The sequence below is a fragment of the Aeromonas intestinalis genome, from assembly GCF_054052485.1.
The window spans coordinates 1-19,044 of sequence record NZ_JBSTYK010000007.1 but is presented as its reverse complement, the minus strand read 5'-3'; the positions used below and the strand labels follow the sequence as shown (position 1 = coordinate 19,044).

Sequence of the window (19,044 nt, the reverse complement as noted above, 5' to 3'; positions counted from 1 at the left end):
CGCGACATGGTAACACAGCGCGTGAAAGACCTTAAGCCGCAAATCAGGCTGGTTTGACAAAGTGCGTCCGTTATAATGCCCGCCAGGACAATAGATTGCGCGCCTCTCCCCCCTTGCGCGCCCCTGCCACAGGATCCATGAAAATGAACGCTGATGCCAATGTCGATCTGACAGAAATCGCCAAATTTGAAGCCATTGCCTCCCGCTGGTGGGATATGGAGGGCGAGTTCAAGCCGCTGCATCAAATCAACCCCATCCGCCTTGACTGGATCACCGACAAGAGCGGTGGCCTGTTTGGCAAGCGTACCCTCGACATCGGTTGCGGTGGCGGCATCCTCGCCGAGAGCATGGCCCGGCGCGGCGCCAAGGTGGCGGGCATCGACATGGGCAAGGAGCCGCTCGGCGTCGCCCGCCTGCACGCCCTGGAAGCCGGGGTCGAGCTCGAGTATCGCCAGATCACCGCCGAGGCACACGCCGCGGAAGTGACTGAGCAAGGGCCCAGTGGCCAGTATGATGTGGTCACCTGCATGGAGATGCTCGAACACGTGCCGGATCCGGCGTCCGTGATGCGGGCCATCGCCACCCTGGTGCGCCCGGGCGGCCAGGTAGTGGTCTCCACCATCAACCGCAACCCCAAGGCCTATCTGATGATGATCTTGGGCGCCGAGTACCTGATGAAGATGGTGCCCAAGGGCACCCATGACCACAAGAAGTTCATCACCCCGGCGGAGCTGTGCCGCATGGGTGAAGCGGCGGGCCTGGTGGTTGAGGACATGAGCGGGGTGCACTACAACCCCCTCAGCGGCCACTTCAGGCTGGGGGCCAACGTGGACGTCAACTACATGGTGAGCTTCACCCGTCCGGAGCAAGGCTGATGAGCGCCGCCAACCAGGCGCCCCTGCGCTGCGTGCTGTTTGATCTCGACGGCACCTTGCTCGACACGGCTCCGGATCTCGGCGCCGCCGTCAACCATGTGCTGATAAGCGAAGGCTTTGCACCACTCTCTGACGACATCATCCGCCAGACCACCTCCCACGGGGCGCTGGGGCTACTCAGGGCCGGCCTTGGGGACGAGCTGCTTGAAGAACTCGGGGCGACACGCCTTCGCACCGCCCTGCTCGACTACTACGCAGCTCACCTCTGTGTCGGCACCCGCCCCTATGACGGCATGCTGGATCTCATCGAATGGCTCGAAGAACAGCAGCTGCCCTGGGGCATCGTCACCAACAAGCCGGGCTTTCTCACCGAGCCGCTGCTGGCCGCCCTGCCGGCGCTGGCGGGCTGCGGTGTCACCGTCAGCGCCGACACCCTCCCGGTGCGCAAGCCCGACCCCGCCCCCATGTATTTCGCCTGCGAGCAACTCGGGGTGGATGCGGCGCACTGCCTCTATGTGGGGGATCACGTGCGCGACATCGAAGCGGGTCGCAACGCCGGCATGCGCACCGCGGTGGCGGGCTGGGGCTATCTGCACGATGACGAGGATCCCGCCGGCTGGGGCGCGGATCTGCATTTTGACACGGTGCAGGCCCTGCACCACTGGCTGCGCTACGAACTGAGCTGAATCCGGCGCATCGATTGATGGATATGGCCGGCACCTTATCGGGGCCTAGCATCCGTCGATGAACGCGCAAGACTCCACGGCAAAGCTGTTGAACATCACGAGGGGAGCCGGGTCGGGCTCCCCCTTTTCCTGCGTGGCCGTCAGCCATTTCGACCGGATCGGACAGCTTTTGTCCCTTGCCGTTCAAGGGATAACCAGCCTGAATTTGCTAGTAAAACCGACCCATTTTCGCAAGCAAAAAAAGTTATTTTAATTTTCCATCTTCGATCTTCGGACTTGCATTTGACGGATCGGACGCATGAAAACCCACTCACTGTGAGCAGTCACTAACAGATCCCATAACACCCACAATTTATCCACAGCAATGAGGTTATCCACACGTTGCAATACGGGGACGACCTCACTATCTTGTAGTTCGCATTAAAAATAACACTATATCTTGTGATTCATCGCGCAGTACGCCCCCACTCTTTACCAAGCCAGGTCCGTGGGGAGCGTGGCGCGATGGTTTTTCGGGAATCAACCGATGCCGGCAGGTATCAGCTAATAAGGGTCATCAGCCAATGAACTTGTTTGTGACGAAGCGTAACGGACACAAAGAACCCATCGATCTGGATAAGATTCACCGCGTGCTCGACTGGGCTGCCGAGAAGCTCGACAACGTGTCGGTCTCCCAGGTGGAGCTCAAGTCCCACATCCAGTTCTATGACGGTATCCGTACCGCCGACATCCACGAGACCGTCATCAAGGCTGCCGCCGACCTGATTTCCGAACAGAGCCCGGACTACCAGTACATGGCCGCCCGTCTGGCCATCTTCCACCTGCGCAAGAAGGCTTACGGCCAGTTCGAGCCGCCCCACCTCTATCAGCATGTTGCCAAGCTGGTGGACATGGGCAAGTACGACAAGCACCTGCTGACCGACTACACCCAGGCCGAATTCGAAGAGCTCAACGCCTACCTGGATCACTGGCGCGACATGGACTTCTCCTACGCCGCGGTCAAGCAGTTGGAAGGCAAGTACCTGGTACAGAACCGCGTCACCGGCGAGATCTACGAGAGCCCGCAGTTCCTCTATATCCTGGTGGCGGCCTGCCTGTTCTCCAAGTACCCGAAAGATACCCGTCTTGACTACATCAAGCGCTTCTACGATGCGGTCTCGACCTTCAAGATCTCCCTGCCCACCCCCATCATGAGCGGTGTGCGGACCCCGACCCGTCAGTTCAGCTCCTGTGTGCTGATCGAGTGCGATGACAGCCTGGACTCCATCAATGCCACCGCCAGCGCCATCGTGCGTTACGTCTCCCAGCGCGCCGGCATCGGCATCAACGCCGGCCGCATCCGCGGTCTGGGCAGCCCCATCCGTGGCGGCGAAGCCTTCCACACCGGCTGCATCCCCTTCTACAAGTACTTCCAGACTGCCGTGAAGTGCTGCTCCCAGGGCGGCGTGCGCGGCGGTGCGGCCACCCTGTTCTACCCCCTGTGGCACACCGAAGTGGAAAGCCTGCTGGTGCTGAAAAACAACCGCGGCGTGGAAGAGAACCGGGTCCGTCACATGGACTACGGGGTCCAGATCAACAAACTGATGTACCAGCGCCTCATCAAGGGCGGCGACATCACCTTGTTCTCCCCCTCCGACGCCCCTGGCCTGTATGACGCCTTCTTCGCGGATCAGGACAAGTTCGAGGAGCTCTACGTCAAGTACGAGCAGGATCCGGCCATTCGCAAGAAGACCCTGAAGGCCGTGGATCTGTTCTCCCTGATGATGCAGGAGCGTGCCGGCACCGGTCGCATCTACATCCAGAACGTGGATCACTGCAACACCCACAGCCCGTTCGATCCGGCTGTCGCCCCGGTGCGCCAGTCCAACCTCTGCCTCGAAATTGCGCTGCCCACCAAGCCGCTCAACAACGTGGATGACGAGGATGGCGAAATCGCCCTGTGCACCCTGTCCGCCTTCAACCTCGGCGCCATCGAGAAGCTCGAAGACCTGGAAGAGATGGCAGACTTGGCCGTCCGCGCCCTGGATGCCCTGCTCGACTATCAGGATTATCCGCTGAAAGCCGCGCAAAAAGGCAGCATGAATCGCCGCACCCTGGGGATTGGGGTGATCAACTATGCCTATTATCTGGCAAAAAATGGTGCTCGCTACTCCGACGGCTCCGGCCTCGCGCTGACCCACCGCACCTTCGAGGCTATCCAGTACTACCTGCTGAAGGCCTCGGTGCAGCTGGCCCGCGAGTTCGGCCCCTGCCCGGCCTTTGGCGAAACCACCTATGCCCAGGGGATCCTGCCCATCGATACCTATAAAAAGGATCTGGACGCCCTGTGCAACGAGCCCCTGCACCTGGACTGGGAAGCGCTGCGCACCGAGATCAAGACCGTGGGTCTGCGCAACTCCACCCTGACCGCCCTGATGCCGAGCGAGACCTCCAGCCAGATCTCCAACGCCACCAACGGCATCGAGCCGCCCCGTGGTCTGGTCTCCGTCAAGGCCTCCAAGGATGGCATCCTCAAGCAGGTGGTGCCGGAGTATCACCGCCTGAAGGATCAATACGAACTGCTGTGGAAGCAACCGAGCGTCGATGGTTACCTGCAGCTGGTCGGTATCATGCAAAAATTTGTGGATCAGGCGATCTCCGCCAATACCAACTACGATCCCGCCCGTTTCGAAGGCAACAAGGTACCGATGAAGCAGCTGCTCAAGGATCTGCTGACCGCCTACAAATACGGCCTCAAGACCCTGTACTATCACAACACCCGTGATGGTGCGGACGATGCCCAGACCGATCTGCAAGATGACGGTTGTGCTGGCGGGGCTTGTAAAATATAAGCCACTGCAAGATCTGATAACTGGGCGGGAGCATGAAGCTCCCGCCTTCCTGTTTCCCCCATTTCGCGACATTCGACAACCATGGCCTATTCAACCTTCTGCCAGACCCAAAACGATCAACTCAAGGAGCCGATGTTCTTTGGCCAATCGGTCAACGTGGCCCGTTACGATCAACAGAAACACGACATCTTCGAGCGGCTGATCGAGAAGCAGCTCTCCTTCTTCTGGCGCCCGGAAGAGGTGGACGTCTCCCACGATCGCATCGACTATCAGGCTCTGCCTCCCCACGAGCAGCACATCTTCATCTCCAACCTGAAGTACCAGACCCTGCTGGATTCCATCCAGGGTCGCAGCCCGAACGTGGCGCTGCTGCCGCTGGTCTCCATCCCGGAGCTTGAGACCTGGATCGAGACCTGGGCCTTCTCCGAGACCATCCACTCTCGCTCCTACACCCACATCATCCGCAACATCGTCAACAACCCGGGCCAGGTGTTCGATGACATCGTCACCAACGAGCAGATCCTCAAACGCGCTGGCTCCATCAGTCACTACTATGACGATCTGATCGAGGCCACCGCCCTCTATCACCTGCACGGGGAAGGCACCCACAGGGTCGGTGATCGCGAGCTGACCATCACCCTGCGCGGCCTGAAGAAGAAGCTCTATCTGTGCCTGATGAGCGTCAACGCCCTGGAGGCGATCCGCTTCTATGTGAGCTTCGCCTGCTCCTTTGCCTTCGCCGAGCGCGAGCTGATGGAGGGCAACGCCAAGATCATCAAGATGATCGCCCGCGACGAGGCCCTGCATCTGACCGGCACCCAGCACATGCTGAACCTGATGCGCAGCGGCAACGACGATCCGGACATGGCCGAGATCGCGGTCGAGTGCGAGCAGGCCTGCTTCGAGATCTTCAAGGAAGCTGCCATCCAGGAGAAGGAGTGGGCCGAGTACCTGTTCCAGGACGGCTCCATGATCGGCCTGAACAAGGACATCCTCTGCCAGTACGTGGAGTACATCACCAACCTGCGCATGAATGCGGTGGGCCTGCAGCCGGCCTTTGCCGGTGCCAAGCAAAACCCCATTCCCTGGATCAACACCTGGCTGTCGTCCGACAACGTGCAGGTCGCCCCCCAGGAAGTGGAAGTCAGCTCCTACCTGGTCGGCCAGATCGACAGCGAAGTGCACGCCGATGATCTCGGTGATTTCGAGCTGTGATGAGACTTGGGGCTTGTCGCGCCATGACGGGCAGCGGGTGTCGACGCGCTGGCATGCGTGATGAGTGATGCCATCGGCACCCCGTCCCCTGCACTGCGCCATGAGGCCGAGCAGGAAACCCTGACGCCCTTGGTGCACACCCAGGATGGCGTGCTGCACGCCCACCCCGGCGAGAGCGTGCTGGAGACCCTGGAACGCCACGGCCATCAAGTGGAGTTCCAGTGTCGCAGCGGCTATTGCGGCGCCTGCCGCACCCCGCTGCTCGAAGGCCGGGTGTACTACCCCAGTGTGCCGCTGGCCTTCGTCTCCCAGGGAGAGTGCCTGCCCTGCTGCTGCAAGCCGGTGGGGACCATCCGGCTGGATGTGAAGAAGGATTGAGACCCACATCCAGGTCTGGGTGATGCTCGTCACCACCTGCAGCCCACAAAAAAGCCGCCGGATAATCCGGCGGCTTTTTTATTTCTCATGCATGTGCTGCCCGCGTCGGTCAGATCCAGGGCGCGGCAGTGGGGCCGTGGTGCAGACCCAGCTTCCAGACCCGGCCGAAGTGCTTGTAGTGACCCGCGGCCACCCCGGCCTTCTCCCCCATGCCGTGGTAAAGATCCAGGTGCCCCTTCTTGACCGCACCGCCCACGTCCAGGGCGATCAAGAGCCGCAGCTGATGCTTGCCGGTCCAGTTGCCCGCCTTGTCGAGCAGCGGCACCTCCGCCAGTATGGGGGTGCCCATGGGCAGCAGGGTCTTGTCCGCCGCCACCGCCGACATGGGCAGCAACGGAATACCGGCGGCCCCCACTACGTCATTGGTGGGACGGCGTTCGAAGAAGACGTAGGAGGGGTTTTGCTCCACCAGCTCCATGACGTTCGCCTCCGGCTGACGGTTGGCCCAATCCTTGATGGCCTTCATGGACATCTGCTCCTTGGGCACCTCGCCCCTGTCGATCAGCACCCGGCCGATGCTGACATAGCCGTGGCCGTTCTTGCCGCTGTAACCCAGGTATTGCAGCCTGTCGTCATCGCCGTAGTGCACGAACCCCGAGCCCTGCACGTCCATCAGGAAGTTGTCGATGAGAGACTTGCTGTAGCCAAGCTCCAGCCCCCGGTTGGACAAGGCGCCCTGGTGGATCTGGGCCCGGGTCGGGCAACGGCCGCCGCAGTTGGGCATGGCATAGATGGGGTACTTGTACTTGGCATCCGGGCGGTGGCGCACCTCCAGTACCGGTGAGTAGTAGCCGGTGAAGAGCACGTTGCCCATGCGATCGGCGCCGCCAAGCTGGGCCAGGCTGATGCCGTAGCGAGTGATCTGGGCGGGATCGCCCCCGTTGGCTACCCAGCTGGAGAGCTGGCGATAGAGCTCGCCATAGCGGCTCGCCATCCGGCCGGAACGCTCCAGCACCAGTCGGCTCTGGGGGCCGAATCGGCTGAAGTCAGACGACTGGCGGCTGTTGACATACTCCACCCGCACCAGATCATCCGGCAGTGTGCCATCCAGATACTGCTTGCCCAGATTGACTGGCACCTCGCAGTTCAAAAAGCATCTGGCTTCAGGCTTCTTCGGGGGCACCTTGGCGGGCTCGGGATCGCTGGCACAACCTGCCAGCCCAAGCGCCAGGGCACTCAACCAGTACGCGCGTTTGTTCATAATTCCTCGTCTAACCAGAAAACGCTAACTTCATGAAAATAATGATGAATTCAATCAATGACCTGGGCTGAGACATCATCGCCGCTCAAGGCTCGCCCCCGGCCCCGTCATGGGCGGCGCTATCATACAAAAACTCGGGCCCTGTTGACCCCATAAATTGCAAAATTCATCGCACTTGTCGATCCCTGCGACACCAGGGTACGACCAAAGAGGACGGGAGGATGGCGCCGATGCGCCGCACATCAGAAAGAAAGGAGAGGCAGGTTGGCCAACTGCCCTGTCGCAGCGTGGCCAGCCCCGGACTACACGGGATACACGGGATCAGTGGGAGTAAGGCAGCGAGGAGTGATGCAGGATGATGCGCACCTTGCCATCGTCCCCCTTGCGAAAACCCCAGGTCTTGTCCACGTCCACCTCTTTGTTGTCCCGATCGACGAGGTGTACCGTCCCCATGGTCAGCGCCATGTTGCCATCGATGTAGATGGCGGCATTGTCGTAGCGGTAGCGCTGCCAGTTCTTCAGGGCAAAGCCGGTATCCGCCGGATAGGCCGGATCGTGGCCGACGAAATAGGCGAGCGCCCCCGCCTTGGTCAGGCGAAAGGTCTGTGCCCCGCTCGCCAGGGTCGGCTTGAACAGCACGGGCCCGTCGGCATAGCCATAGGCGCTGTCGAGCACGGCGTTGGCGGTCGCCCTGGCCTTGTCGATGCCTCCCGTCCGGTAGTCGTCGCTGATCTGGACCAGGGCCTTGCCCCAGCCATCCTGCGCGGCCTTGACGTCCGCCTCGGTGATGTTGCGATTGACCAGCTCGGCGGCGCCCAATGACCCGCTGGCCACCAGCCATATCAGTGCGAGACCCGATCCTTGGTGAAACCCTTTCATGTTTGTGACTCCAGATAGATGAACCGCATCTCGAAGCTTAGCCGAGGGCCGGGCACCGAGCGCCCTCCCCGGGCAGCCATCATGCCTTGCGGCCAGCACCTTCATGCCAGGTGTTCCTTTGGCTCACCCTCTCTCCCGCCGCCGATCTGGCGCGGCTATGCCCTGCATGGCTTCCCCTTCGCCAACGGGCCACTCTGGGTTATAACAAGGTAACGCGGCGCGAGAGGTGGTGAATGGAACAGCTCGAGATCTTCCCGCTCCAGAGTCCCTGCATCGGGGTCTGTGAGGTCAACAACAAGGGTTACTGCAAGGGTTGCCTGCGCAGTCGGGAGGAGCGTTTCAACTGGCTGACCATGACCCCGGCCGAGCAGCAGGAGGTGATGCGCCTGTGCCGGGGCCGCAAGGCGCGGGTGGAGGCGGCGCGGCGCAAGGCACGGGAGGCGGCCGAGCAGCCCCCATCGCCCCCTGCCGGGTGGGATTTTTAACTGCCCATCATCATTTTTTCGATCCTGTTTATCTACGCGAAGGCATGAGAGCAATAAAAAAGGCGACCATCTGGTCGCCTTTTGCACAATCCAACTACGGATTCATTTCACCCTTGACAGCGTCAACCACTCAGGCCGTTGCCAGCTTGGCCGCCGGTTGCTCCGCCCGCTTGAGCATGGCGTAGGCGACACCGGTCACCAGTGAGCCTGCCGCGATGGCCAGGATATACATGAACACATGGCTGATGGCGTTCGGGATGAAGAGCACGAACAGGCCGCCGTGAGGCGCCACCAGCTCGCAGCCGAACAGCATGGAGAGGGCGCCGGTCAGGGCGCCGCCCACCATGCAGGCCGGAATGACCCGCATCGGATCCTTGGCGGCAAACGGAATGGCCCCTTCGGAGATGAAGCACAGACCCAGCACGAAGGAGGCCTTGCCCGCTTCCTGCTCCGCCTTGATGAACTTCTTGCTGGCGAGGAAGGTGGCGATGCCCATCCCGAGCGCCGGTACCATGCCGGCAGCCATCACGGCAGCCATGGGGGCATAGGTCTTGGAGGCGAGCAGGCCGACCCCGAAGGCATAGGCTGCCTTGTTGACCGGGCCACCCATGTCGAAGCACATCATGGCGCCGATGATGACTCCCAGCAGCACGGCGTTGGCGGAGCCCATGTTGTTGAGGAACTCGGTCATGGCACTCATGATGCCGGCCACCGGGCCGCCCACCACGTAGATCATGACCAGACCGGTGAACAGGCTGGCAAACAGCGGAATGATGAGGATGGGTTTGAGCGCTTCCAAAGTCACCGGCAGGCGCACCTTGTCACTCAGGAACTTGGCGCTGTAACCGGCCAGGAAGCCGCCGACGATGCCACCGAGGAAACCGGCGCCCAGCGAGCTTGCCAGCATACCGGCGATCATGCCGGGAGCCAGACCCGGGCGATCGGCGATGGAGTAGGCGATGTAGCCCGCCAGCACCGGGATCATCAGGGCGAAGGCCGAGCCGCCGCCGATCTGCATCAGAGCGGCAGCCAAGGTCCCCTGCTCCTTGAACGCCTCAATCCCGAAGATGAAGGAGATGGCGATGATGAGGCCACCGGCCACCACCATGGGCAGCATGAAGGAGACCCCGGTCAGCAGGTGCTTGTAGGGGCCGGCCTTTTCTTCCTTCTTGGCAACGGCGGCGCCGCTGTGACGGTAGACGGAGGCCTCGGTCCAGGCCTTGTCCAGCTCGGCGCGAGTCTTCTTGAGGGCCGCCCCCGTGCTGGTGTGATAGACCGGTTTGCCATCAAAGCGAGCCATGTCCACCTCGATGTCGGTGGCGAGGAATACCAGATCCGCGGCGGCAATCTCGTCCGCCGTCAGGGCGTTCTGGGCACCGACCGAGCCCTGGGTCTCGACACGGATCTCATAACCCAGCTGCTTGGCCATGGTTTCCAGCGCTTCCGCCGACATAAAGGTGTGAGCCACCCCGGTTGGGCAGGCGGTGACCGCCACGATGCGCTTGGTGGAGCTGGCAGGCTTGGCCACGACGGCGGTAGCCTGATGGCGATAGACCTTGGCCTCCCCCTCGGCTGCGCTCAGCAGGTTGGCAGGATCCTGCAGGGCGAGATCCAGGCTGCCCTGATAGAGGCGCTTGCCATCATAGGCGGCGAGATCCACCGGGGCGCTGGCCACCACCAGCACCAGATCGGCGGCGGCAATGTCGGCGGCCGAGGGTTGCTGACGGGGCTGCACGCTCGAATGGGTATCGAGTTGCAGTGTCCAGCCCGCCTGTTTGGCCTGCTGTTCTATCCGTTTGGCTACGAGAAAGCTGGTGGCGATGCCCGCGGGGCAAGCCGTGACCAAGATTGCTTTCATTGGGCATCTCCTGAAGGTTCCATGGAATCAAAGTGAGCGGGACTGAGGCGTTGCAGCCGCACCTGCTCGAGTAAAGGGGTCAAGACGGCGATATCACTGAAGCCCACCGCCACCTGGCTCACCGCCAGGGCCGAGACGGCGGTCGCCAGACGCAGGGTCTGCTCGGGTGCCCAGCCGAGGCTGAGACCATGGGCCAGCCCGGCCACCAGGGAGTCACCGGCACCGACTGTGCTGACTACCTGCATGCGTGGCGGCACGGCCTGCCAGACGGCATCCGGGCCAAACCAGACAAGGCCCTCGGCGCCGTTGGAGATCACCACGTGCTCGATGCCATCCGCCTGCAAGGCGCGGGCACACTCGGCCTGCTCTTTCAGGGTCTTGACGGGACGCCCGGCCCACTGCGCAAGCTCCTCGAGGTTGGGTTTGACCAGGGTCGGTGCGGCGGTGAGACCCGCCTTGAGCGCCTCGCCGCTGCAATCGAAGATGACCTTCTTGCCACGGGCCTTGAGCAAATTGATGAGACGGGCGCAGTAGGCGGGCTCCACGCCCTTGGGCAGGCTGCCCGCCAGCACGAACCAGTCCGCGTGCGGGGCCAGCTCGTCGATGGCCGCCTCCAGCTGATGCACCGCCTCGTCGCTGATGTCAAGGCCGGGCAGATTGAGATCGGTGACCCGCCCCGATTGCTCGGAGATCTTGACGTTGATGCGGGTGCTGCCCGCGACCCGCACGAAGTGATCCGCAAGTTCTCGCTCGGCAAAGAGCGACACGAAGCTCTGCTGGTTGGCGTCGCCGAGCCAGCCGCTGAGCCCCACCTCGCGCCCCAGATCTTTCAACACCATGGCGACGTTGATCCCCTTGCCGGCGGCGCGCAGGTTGCCCTCGCTCACCAGGTTCACCTCGCCGGGCACCAGGGCCTCGAGACGAGTGGTGAGATCCAGCGCCGGGTTCAGGGTAATGGTGACGATCTCCATCAGTGCGCCCCCTCTCCCAGGCCGGCGGCGATGGCGGCGCCCAGCCCCTTGAGGGCGGCTTCGGCATCCGGCCCTTCGGCACGGAACGCGAGGCGATGACCGCATTTCACCCCCAGGCCAATGACCTTCATCAGGCTCTTGGCGGAAACCGCCTCGCCGCTGCCATCCAGATTCGCCACCCGGATGTCGGATTCATACTCTTTCGCCACCTTGACCAGCATGGCGCCTGGGCGGGCGTGCAGACCGTGGGGGTTGATGATGGTGAAGGTGTCAGACAGCCCGGATGCTGGGCCCGCTTGCAACATGGCGAGCCCCTCGCTGCCCGCCAAGGTCGCGAGCTGGGATGCGGCGGCCAGTTTGGCAAGATTCTCCAGCTGGGGCAGATGGCCGTTATCGGCGGCGCAGAGCAGCAGCAGGGCGCTCACCGGCAGATCCCCTGCACTTAATGCACTGCTCGGGGTCGCCAGTACCCAGCCAGTCTGGGCCGCTTGCGTGCGGGCCAGCCAGACGCCCTCCCCCAGATAGACGGGATCGTTTGCCAGCAGGGCGCTCACCATGGCGGCGTCCCCCCAACCGGCGGACTTGGCGCGGGCGGCGGCCCCGAGCAGCAGTTGATCCCGATCGTCGGCCGGGAAGTCCGCCAGGGTCAGGAATTGCACCTCTTTCGCAGCCGCTGCCCCGGTCAGGATGTGGATGATGGTCTCTTCATCGGTGGCGTCTTTGAGCTGCGCCGCCGCCTGCTCGTCACCCAGCACATGGGTGAGCTGGCGCAAAATCCCCAGATGTTCGTCGGACTTGGCGGCGATGCCGATGGCCACATAGGCAATCTGGCCATCGTCCCACTCGATCCCTTGCGGGAACTGGGCCACCATGACGCCGGTACTCTTGACCAGGTGGCGGGTGTCCGTGGTGCCGTGAGGAATGGCGATGCCGCTGCCAAGATAGGTGGCGTGCTGCGCCTCCCGGGCCAGCATGCCATCCACGTAACCGGCTTCCACCAGACCGGCCTCGGTCAGTTTGCCTGCCAACAGGGCGATGGCTTCCGCTTTGGTCGCTACCGATTGCCCCAGCAGGATCTGCTGTCGCGCCAACTTCAACATAGAGATTCTCCTAAAGGACCGACCGTCCACAGTAGACTGGTCGGCTCAACACCTGATTTCCATTGACCTGCCAGCCAAAAGTAGACCGGAATGTGTCCCGTCGTGATCCGGAACCCGTTTTTAACCCCGGTCATCGATTGCTTGCTGACAAGCTGAATCGTTTCACCTACACTCAGACTGAATCGTTTCAGCTGATTGTTCAAGTGCCCACGCAGAGTGCTTTTCAATGATATGATCCCGCGCACACTTTTCGCCGTCCCAACCGGGACCCTCGCGGGCCTTGCAACTCAAACAGAGCCAATATGATGAAACTGGATGAAATCGCCGCCCTGGCCGGTGTCTCGCGCACCACCGCCAGCTATGTGATCAACGGCAAAGCCGATCAGTACCGCATCAGTCAGGCCACCCGTGACAAGGTGATGGCGGTGGTCCATGCCCACAACTACCAACCGGACAGCCGCGCCGCCTCCCTGCGCGGCGGCCAGACCCGCACCCTCGGCTTCATCCTGCCGGATCTGGAGAACGCCAGTTACGCCAAGCTCGCCAAGCGGCTCGAACAAGGGGCGCGGGCTCAGGGTTATCAACTGCTGATCGTCTGCTCGGAAGATGAGCCGGATACCGAGAAGGAGCTGGCCCGCATGCTGGTGAGCCGCCACGTGGATGCGCTGCTGGTGGCGAGCTGCCTGCCGCCGGCGGATCCCTTCTATTTGCAGCAGCAGGCCCAGGGGGTGCAGATCCTGGCCATCGACCGGGCCATGGCGGCGGATCACTTCATCACGGTGGCGAGCGAAAACCAGAAGGCGAGCCACTCCCTCACCGCCTCTCTGCTCACGCCCGCCATCGGGCACGTGGCGTTGATCACCGCACTGCCGACTCTCACGATCAGTCAGGAGCGCAAAGCGGGATTCGATCAGGCGCTGACAGAGTACGGCGACGCCGCCACTCCCTCATCCCGCATCTCGTCCCACCTCTGTGAGGGGGAACACTTCTCCCGCGCCGAGGGCTATCGCCTGATCAAGGTTCTGCACAATCAGCTCGGCCAGTTGCCCGAGGCGCTGGTCGCCACCTCCTACATCCTGATGGAGGGGGTGCTCGATTATTTGCTGGAGCAGGAGAGCGACATGAGTCGGCTCGCCATGGCCACCTTCGGTGACGACAGGCTGCTGGACTTTCTCCCCTTTGGCATCAACTCCCTCCCCCAGCAACACGACGCCCTGGCGAATCAGGCGCTGGATCTGGCCATCAAGGCCATCAACGGCGACTATCAGGCGGGCCTGCATTACGTGAGCCGCACCCTCAAACGCCGCCGCTAACCCTCCCGCCGGCCTCCCAACGTCGGCGCCAGACCAGACGCTGACCCCTGCGCCGACGAGATGACTCGTCGGCGAATTTTTCACCACCCCCAGCGCCATACTGTCATCATTTATTTCCACTCATTGTCACCAGGCAGTACAAACCACAGCCTTTATCCCTTGTAACCACTATTTTAATCCGCTAACGTGGCAACCAACTTTTACAATAGACAGGTCTAGTGTACAGATGCGTCCATTCCGATATCCCTAGCCTCCGGCCTCGCCCCCGGAGGCGCCTTGCCACCACCGCCCCTGGCACTCTTTTCCCATTTCGGATGAACCTCATGAACACCAAGACTCTCGGTTGTACCCTGCTCATCGCCGGCACTACCATAGGCGCCGGCATGCTGGCCCTGCCGCTCGCTTCTTCTTCCCTCGGCGGCCCCGCCACCCTGCTGCTGATGGTCGGGCTCTGGGCCCTGATGGCCTTCACCGCCATGCTGCAGGTGGAGGCGAGCCTCAATACCGGCAAGTGGTACCTGCACCAGCTGGCGGATCAACTGCTCGGCCCCTGGGGCAAGCGCGTCGCCTCCTTCTGCATCCTGATGCTGTTCTACTCCCTCGCCTCTGCCTACATCAGTGGTGGCAGCAGCCTGCTGGCACAGGCCCTGGCCGATGCGGGCATGAACGTCAGCCAGGAGCAGGCCGCCTGGGCCTTCACCCTGCTGTTTGGCGGCATGGTGTGCGTCGGCACCAAGCAGGTGGATTACCTCAACCGGCTGATGTTCACCGTCAAACTGGTGATCATGGTAGGGGTGCTGGCCCTGCTGCTGCCCCGCGCCGAAGGCCAGCATCTGCTCTCCATGCCGCTCGGCCAGGGCCTGCTGCTGGCGGGCCTGCCGGTCATCTTCACCTCGTTCGGCTTCCACGGCTCCATCCCGAGCGTGATGCTCTACCTCGGTGATTGCCCCAAGCAGCTGCGCCGGGTCTTCGTGTGGGGCTCAGCCTTGCCCCTCATCCTCTATGTGCTGTGGCAGGTGGCCATCCTGGGCCTGCTCGGCCAAGAGAGCCTGATCCAGACCGGCGGTGCCCTGGACAGCCTGCTCGCCAACGTCGGCAACCTGGTCAGCTGGCCTGCCTTCAATCAGGCGATGCATATCTTTGCAGATCTCGCGCTCGCCACCTCCTTCCTCGGGGTGACCCTCGGCCTGTTTGACTTCATGGCCAAGGTGACCCGCCGCAAGGACAACGCCAGCGGCCGCGTACAGACAGGCATGATCACCTTTGTGCCGCCCCTGCTGTTCGCCCTCTACTTCCCGCAAGGCTTCATCATGGCGCTCGGCTACGCCGCCATCGCGCTGGCGGTGCTGGCGGTGCTGCTGCCGGTGGCCATGGTATGGCAGAGCCGCAAACGGGCCGAGGCGCACCACTACCGCGCTCCGGGTGGCGTGCTGGCCCTCGGGCTCGCCGGTGCCATGGGGGTGCTGATCGTCGGGGTGCAGATAAGCGTGAGCCTCGGCCTCCTGCCCGCGCTCTGATCCTCATCGATTCAGAAGACAAAAGCCCTGCCACATTGGCAGGGCTTTTTGTTGGCCCGTGTCTCTGTTCAGCCATGGACCAACCAGGAGAATCGCCATAACGGCCGCAAACACATGTATTCACCAATGCCTAACAGTGTACATATATGTACAACTCTTCTACACTGATAATCAGGCGACAGGCCATATCATCGCCCTCGCCAGCACAGAATATCAGGAGGCATCATGGTCGCAACAGCACAGATATCCCGGCAAGAGAACGCCATCGATCCCAGCAAGGCGCTGCCGGTGGTGTTTCGGATCCTGGATAAATGGCAGTGCAACACAGATGAACAGCTGACCCTGCTTGGCATTTCCTCGCGCTCAACCTTGAACAAGTACAAGGAGTCGAACGGCGGTATCCGCCTCGGGGTCGACCTGCAGGAGCGGATGAGCTACATCCTCAACATCCACAAGAGCCTGCGACTGCTGTTCAGCCTCGATGAGAGCATCTACGGCTGGGTGCGCAAGCCCAACAGCCACCCCTTCTTCGCAGGGCGCAGCGCCATGGACGTCATGCAGGGGGGGCGTGTGGCCGATCTCTATGAGGTTGCGACCCGCCTGCACGCCTGGCGTGGGGGTCAGGCCTGATGACTGTCTCCCCTCCCTTAAGCGAGTTGGACGATCAACACGCCTTTCGCATCATCCCGAGCCGCTATCCCCCCATCTGCCTCTATGAGGATGTGGCCAATGCCGACGAACTGGAGGCGGTCTGGGCCGTCGAGGCCCTCACCAACGATCGCCTGCGGGAAGAGGCCGGCGAGCTGACGCGAGTGCCGAAAGAGGATTGGCTGGTGGGATTGGCCGGTGGCAGCTATGTGATGGCCGCCTTCACCCATCTGAGCCCCGAGGGGGCCCGCTTCACCACGGGGGACTTTGGCGGCTACTATTGCGCCCCTGTCCTCGATACCGCGGTGAAAGAGACCGTCTATCACCAGGAGCGCGTCTTCGGCTACACCCGGGAGCCGGCCCAGAAGCTGCAGATGCGGGTGCTCCACACCGAGTTTTGCGCCCGCCTCGTCGATATCCGGGGGGAGGGTTATCTCGCCTCCCCCCTCTATCACGCCACCGACTACGGCCACTCCCAGGAGTTTGCGAGAGAGCAGCAGACCCAGGGCCAGGATGGCATCCATTACCGCTCGGTGCGCCACAGCGGCCACGACTGCTACGTGCTCTACCGCCCCCGCCTCATCACCAAGATCCACCAGACCCAGCATCTGGAGTACCACTGGAACGGCAGCGCCATCGCCAATGTGCTCGAGATAAGGCTCTATGGGGAATAATCACATCTCCGACAAGACAAAACCCCACCAGACTGGCAGGACCCTATCAAAAAGATGTGTTCCAATATGCCTAATTAATATCGCTGATACCAACGTCGTACCAACCGCGGCCACTGGAGCAGTGCCGCCCAGTGCTCGGCCACTTCCCGCTTACTCCAGCCTTGCGCCTGCTCGGCACCCACTTTCAGGACCAGGTGGGAGTTTGCTTGAACGACCTGCTTGCCAACATAGCAGGTGGACAATATAAAACACCGGCTAAAGGCCGGTGTTTTATGATAGGCAGATCTTCGCAAATACCCGATTACGCTTCGAACCTACGGGTCTTGGTTTTTCTGTTCCTGTTTCTCTAATAGCTTGTCTTTGATCCAAAGACCAATACCAAATACAGCCCCTCCTGCGATGCCTTGTCTTAGAGAACCATAAAGGAACTCATGCCAATTAAAAATGAAAATCCCTATTTTGAAATACACTATTACCGATGAAATAAAATAACCCAGAGGCCCTGCTGCAATCATAAATAAGGAACAAATAAAAACTAGTTTAATTAGACTGCGCAGATCAATTTTCTTCATTATGGTTATCCGTACCTTTGAGCATTTCTTCGGTATACTTGCTTGTTTTTTCACCTATATATGAGCCAAGAACAGACCCTGATAACTCAGCAGTACTTTCCTTGGTGACTTTGGATAGCCCTACTTTTATTAGCGGCCCACCCAAACCTCCAACTACAGTACCTGCCCCTGCACCTATTACGGAGTTTGTTGGATCTTCCCCCTTGATCAAGCTCCCCAATGCTGCACCACCTGCATTAATACCAATTGATGGCAACATTCCTTTACCTGTTGTTGCCGCTGAAGTAACTCCAGCAACCATAACATCTATGTAGTCAAAGTTCTTGTTCCCAGCCAATTGCACGGCTGTGTTGACACCAGCACCAATTGCAGCATTCGTTAACATTCCAGTTTTAATTGAATTTCCTAGCGGACCTAACCCATATAAGATCACCGGATCACCTATACTGGCATTGGATATATGATACCTCCATTCAGTCATTGTGCTTTTGGCAATGTTTTGTGCTTCTCTATTCGGGGCAGACTTCAATCCATTATCACCTCGTAGCATACCATCAACCAGTGTTTGGATTTGTTCATCAGTTTTGGTAGCTTGCATTTCTGATGCATATATTTTCAAATAGCTGGTCAGCTCTGCTATCTCTGTGGCTGTCATTGATTTTTGATCGATAACATATTTAGCCAAAAGAGCTTCGCTACGTCGATCTGCATTTTCCAGTGCTAAAAACTCTCTCGCTGTCGTCAAAGAGCGGTCACCAGATAGCACTTTGTCTGCCAAAACATCGCGCCTTTCAGATGATTTACTACTCAAGAAGTTATTCTCCACCACCGTCTTGCCGGTCTGAGCGCCTGCCAGCACATCTGTACCATCAGCACCGGTCAAGCCGGCGGAGAGGGTAGCCAGAGTCGAGACGGTCTCCTTCTCTCCTTCGGTCAGCTGGCTTGCATCTTTGTGGTAGAGTTCAGTCGCCAACATGCCGACCAGCTCGCCGGTAGCGCGAGCCAAAGCATTCTTGTTTTGAGTAAACGCTAGAGTGATGCTCCACTACAGAGATAGAAGTAGGGGCTAGCCTCCCAACCCCCAACCTATGACTGCCATTTTTACATCCTTGCAGTCAAATTAACAATTAGACCATCATGAAAAAATATAAATAGAAATATTAAATAAAAAATCTAGAAGCCCAAATGAAGACAGTAAACTTGGATACCTCACATTTAAAAAACAATTCCTTTAAAAAAACTGGCTCACCTGAATTAATTTTCTTCATATAAAAAATATACAATGCAAGAACAAAGAGACTACACCAAGCATGCCAATACAGTAAGAAACAACATTCTCACGTGGTTCACCCATCACCCACGCCAGAGCTATACTAGAAGCACATGATATAAAAAAGAAGATCGAGGACAAATTAGTCAATAAGCCAGACCGAAACATAATCTCGTTCATGAATATCCTGACACCTTTCGCATCATTTGATTTTATTTTATTTTATTTTATTTTTGGTATAAAAATAAATCTGACAAAAAATAAGAAGCGCGAGAAAAAATATCATAAGCGATGTGAAAATAATTTTCATAACACTTTTCCTTTAAAATCGTACGTGTATATTTCCCTACCAATATTTCCGTTCCCTTCTACATCAACCACTTTAATTTCTTTAGATATCACCTAGAAGCAATTTCCATATATCTATCTATCTATCTATCTATCTATCTATCTATCTATCTATCTATCTATCTATCTATCTATCTATCTATCTATCTATCTATCTATCTAT

17 protein-coding genes are annotated in these 19,044 nt (G+C 59.7%); 10 read left to right on the top strand and 7 right to left on the bottom strand.

The window, feature by feature from the left end; all coding sequences use genetic code 11:
• The first annotated feature begins 143 nt into the window (after positions 1-143).
• From ubiG to yfaE, 5 genes are all read left to right on the top strand, one after another.
• Positions 144-875 carry a bifunctional 2-polyprenyl-6-hydroxyphenol methylase/3-demethylubiquinol 3-O-methyltransferase UbiG gene (ubiG, locus tag ACW5W7_RS10390; protein ID WP_456501637.1) on the top strand — a complete coding sequence of 244 codons (732 nt, stop codon included), beginning with the start codon at positions 144-146 and terminating at the stop codon, positions 873-875.
• Positions 875-1,561: an HAD family hydrolase gene (locus tag ACW5W7_RS10385; protein ID WP_349922198.1), complete on the top strand. Its 687-nt coding sequence runs from the start codon at positions 875-877 to the stop codon at positions 1,559-1,561. The genes ubiG and ACW5W7_RS10385 overlap by 1 nt, the downstream gene beginning before the upstream one ends.
• Positions 1,562-2,124: 563 nt before the next feature.
• Positions 2,125-4,392 carry a class 1a ribonucleoside-diphosphate reductase subunit alpha gene (nrdA, locus tag ACW5W7_RS10380; RefSeq protein WP_349922197.1) on the top strand — a complete coding sequence of 756 codons (2,268 nt, stop codon included), beginning with the start codon at positions 2,125-2,127 and terminating at the stop codon, positions 4,390-4,392.
• A gap of 81 nt (positions 4,393-4,473) precedes the next feature.
• Positions 4,474-5,607 carry a class Ia ribonucleoside-diphosphate reductase subunit beta gene (nrdB, locus tag ACW5W7_RS10375; protein WP_349922196.1) on the top strand — a complete coding sequence of 378 codons (1,134 nt, stop codon included), beginning with the start codon at positions 4,474-4,476 and terminating at the stop codon, positions 5,605-5,607.
• A gap of 60 nt (positions 5,608-5,667) precedes the next feature.
• Positions 5,668-5,985 carry a class I ribonucleotide reductase maintenance protein YfaE gene (gene yfaE, locus ACW5W7_RS10370; RefSeq protein WP_349922195.1) on the top strand — a complete coding sequence of 106 codons (318 nt, stop codon included), beginning with the start codon at positions 5,668-5,670 and terminating at the stop codon, positions 5,983-5,985.
• A 109-nt stretch (positions 5,986-6,094) separates the two neighbouring features.
• Here yfaE and mltA read toward each other — a convergent pair whose 3' ends face one another.
• Both mltA and ACW5W7_RS10360 read right to left on the bottom strand, forming a co-directional pair.
• A complete protein-coding gene (gene mltA / locus ACW5W7_RS10365) occupies positions 6,095-7,246 on the bottom strand; it encodes a murein transglycosylase A (RefSeq protein WP_349922194.1) in 1,152 nt (383 codons plus the stop codon).
• A gap of 321 nt (positions 7,247-7,567) precedes the next feature.
• Positions 7,568-8,125, bottom strand: a complete 558-nt coding sequence (locus ACW5W7_RS10360) for a hypothetical protein (RefSeq protein WP_456501636.1) — start codon at positions 8,123-8,125, stop codon at positions 7,568-7,570.
• 233 nt (positions 8,126-8,358) lie between these two features.
• Here ACW5W7_RS10360 and ACW5W7_RS10355 point away from each other — a divergent pair, with 233 nt between their 5' ends.
• Positions 8,359-8,610 carry a DUF1289 domain-containing protein gene (locus ACW5W7_RS10355; protein ID WP_349922192.1) on the top strand — a complete coding sequence of 84 codons (252 nt, stop codon included), beginning with the start codon at positions 8,359-8,361 and terminating at the stop codon, positions 8,608-8,610.
• 130 nt (positions 8,611-8,740) lie between these two features.
• Here ACW5W7_RS10355 and fruA read toward each other — a convergent pair whose 3' ends face one another.
• Genes fruA through fruB form a run of 3 tightly spaced genes read right to left on the bottom strand, consistent with a single transcriptional unit; the run spans position 8,741 to position 12,539 of the window.
• Positions 8,741-10,468, bottom strand: coding sequence for a PTS fructose transporter subunit IIBC (fruA, locus tag ACW5W7_RS10350; RefSeq protein WP_456501635.1), 1,728 nt, complete (start codon positions 10,466-10,468; stop codon positions 8,741-8,743).
• The gene (gene pfkB, locus ACW5W7_RS10345) at positions 10,465-11,439 is read right to left on the bottom strand and encodes a 1-phosphofructokinase (protein ID WP_456501634.1); all 975 of its coding nucleotides are present in this window, start codon (positions 11,437-11,439) and stop codon (positions 10,465-10,467) included. The genes fruA and pfkB overlap by 4 nt, the downstream gene beginning before the upstream one ends.
• Positions 11,439-12,539, bottom strand: a complete 1,101-nt coding sequence (gene fruB / locus ACW5W7_RS10340; protein WP_456501633.1) for a fused PTS fructose transporter subunit IIA/HPr protein — start codon at positions 12,537-12,539, stop codon at positions 11,439-11,441. Before fruB ends, pfkB begins: the two co-directional genes overlap by 1 nt.
• A 302-nt stretch (positions 12,540-12,841) precedes the next feature.
• Between fruB and cra the strand changes: the two genes are divergently transcribed.
• The 4 genes from cra to ACW5W7_RS10320 all read left to right on the top strand — a co-directional run bounded on the left by cra (position 12,842) and on the right by ACW5W7_RS10320 (position 16,691).
• Entirely contained in the window at positions 12,842-13,852 is a 1,011-nt protein-coding gene (gene cra, locus ACW5W7_RS10335; RefSeq protein WP_456501632.1) for a catabolite repressor/activator, read from the top strand.
• A 323-nt stretch (positions 13,853-14,175) separates the two neighbouring features.
• Positions 14,176-15,369 (top strand): aromatic amino acid transport family protein, encoded by a 1,194-nt coding sequence (locus tag ACW5W7_RS10330; RefSeq protein WP_434668051.1) that lies wholly within the window; start codon positions 14,176-14,178, stop codon positions 15,367-15,369.
• 225 nt (positions 15,370-15,594) lie between these two features.
• Positions 15,595-15,999, top strand: a complete 405-nt coding sequence (locus ACW5W7_RS10325) for an antitoxin Xre-like helix-turn-helix domain-containing protein (protein WP_434668048.1) — start codon at positions 15,595-15,597, stop codon at positions 15,997-15,999.
• The gene (locus tag ACW5W7_RS10320; RefSeq protein WP_456501631.1) at positions 15,999-16,691 is read left to right on the top strand and encodes an RES family NAD+ phosphorylase; all 693 of its coding nucleotides are present in this window, start codon (positions 15,999-16,001) and stop codon (positions 16,689-16,691) included. Before ACW5W7_RS10325 ends, ACW5W7_RS10320 begins: the two co-directional genes overlap by 1 nt.
• A gap of 314 nt (positions 16,692-17,005) precedes the next feature.
• Here ACW5W7_RS10320 and ACW5W7_RS10315 read toward each other — a convergent pair whose 3' ends face one another.
• Both ACW5W7_RS10315 and ACW5W7_RS10310 read right to left on the bottom strand, forming a co-directional pair.
• Positions 17,006-17,263 carry a hypothetical protein gene (locus ACW5W7_RS10315; protein ID WP_438550830.1) on the bottom strand — a complete coding sequence of 86 codons (258 nt, stop codon included), beginning with the start codon at positions 17,261-17,263 and terminating at the stop codon, positions 17,006-17,008.
• Entirely contained in the window at positions 17,250-18,269 is a 1,020-nt protein-coding gene (locus ACW5W7_RS10310; RefSeq protein WP_456501630.1) for a VENN motif pre-toxin domain-containing protein, read from the bottom strand. Before ACW5W7_RS10310 ends, ACW5W7_RS10315 begins: the two co-directional genes overlap by 14 nt.
• Positions 18,270-19,044 lie beyond the last annotated feature (775 nt).